The 1,494-nt window shown below is 38.8% G+C and carries 2 protein-coding genes and 1 pseudogene; all 3 read left to right on the forward strand.

Annotated features, from left to right (window positions below):
• Window positions 1-721 (forward strand): alpha/beta fold hydrolase (locus tag ACLOR3_RS03685; protein WP_412037004.1); only part of this gene is annotated, 721 nt, incomplete at its 5' end.
• A gap of 36 nt (window positions 722-757) precedes the next feature.
• Window positions 758-1,276, forward strand: coding sequence for a ribosome maturation factor RimM (rimM, locus tag ACLOR3_RS03690; RefSeq protein WP_411400372.1), 519 nt, complete (start codon window positions 758-760; stop codon window positions 1,274-1,276).
• A 46-nt stretch (window positions 1,277-1,322) separates the two neighbouring features.
• Window positions 1,323-1,494 (forward strand): annotated as a pseudogene (locus ACLOR3_RS03695) (tRNA (guanosine(37)-N1)-methyltransferase TrmD); the annotation flags it as partial.

Below are 1,494 nucleotides of genomic sequence, written 5' to 3' on the forward strand. Positions count from 1 at the left end.
TAAAATACTAGTTTGTTTAAATGGTGCTGGTTTGATACCAAGTTATGAAAATTTCCTACCAATCCTTGAAAAACTTCCTTCCTCAATAGGTTACTTAACGATTGATTTTCCGAATACAGGCAGGAGTCCGATTCATAGTCAAACAGGAATTAATTTGGACAATCTTATTGAAGCAGTATTCGAAATCCTGAAAGGGTTGGAAATTTCCGATTATATACTTTGTGTTCATAGTTTAAGTGGTGTTTTGGCTTTAAAGTTACTGAGTCAACCAATTAAGTGTCAAGCTTTGATAGCAATTGAACCAACAACAAAAAATATAATGTTTGCTGATTTTTCAAAATATCCTTATCCAGAAATGGAAGAGCAAATGAGGATGATTGAAGAATGTGGTCCGGAAAATTATTTTAAGGGACTAACTCATGCAACATTTGAACCTGAAACTGATAGACTGATTTGGGAATTGATGGAAGAAAAGGGCTTAGAATTGGAAAAGCAAGTTCCTGGATTTCAGATATCAGTAAATATTACCGCTGAAGATTTTGATAGTTTGACCTTAGCAGATAATATTCCTATTTTCATATTTTGTCAGGCGTATAGAGAAAAAGAGTACAGAGATTCAGAATATTGGAGTACTAAAACAAAACTCATTCTAGGTGGAAATCATCACTATCTACAGTGGTCAGAGTCTGAAAAAATTGCAACTATTATTAGAGACTTGTAGTGATAAACTAATTAAAAAAGGAATGTAAAGAATAAAATGAATTACTTTAATGTTGGGAAAATAGTCAATACCCAAGGCTTACAAGGAGAAATGCGGGTCTTGTCTGTGACAGACTTTGCGGAAGAACGTTTTAAAAAAGGAGCAGAGTTAGCCCTCTTTGATGAGAAGGATCAGTTTGTCCAAACGGTGACCATTGCCAGTCACCGTAAGCACAAGAACTTCGATATCATCAAGTTTAAGGATATGTACCATATCAATGCCATCGAAAAGTTTAAGGGCTTTAGCCTCAAGGTTGCTGAAGAAGACTTGACGGATTTGGACGAGGGCGAGTTTTATTACCACGAGATCATTGGCCTTGATGTTTATGAAAATGACCAGCTAATCGGTCAGATCAAGGAAATCCTGCAACCAGGTGCCAATGACGTCTGGGTGGTCAAACGGAAAGGCAAACGAGACCTTCTCTTGCCTTATATCCCACCAGTGGTCCTCGATATTGATATTCCAGGTAACCGGGTGGATGTAGACATCTTGGAAGGGTTAGACGATGAAGATTGATATTTTAACCCTCTTTCCAGAGATGTTTTCGCCTTTGGAGCACTCGATCGTCGGCAAAGCGCGTGAGAAAGGACTATTAGAAATCAACTACCATAATTTCCGTGAAAACGCGGAGAAGGCGCGCCACGTCGATGATGAGCCCTATGGTGGTGGGCAAGGTATGCTTCTACGAGCGCAGCCGATCTTTGATGCCTATGATGTCATTGAGAAGAAGAATC

The sequence above is a fragment of the Streptococcus intestinihominis genome, from assembly GCF_046824975.1.
GTDB lineage: Bacteria > Bacillota > Bacilli > Lactobacillales > Streptococcaceae > Streptococcus.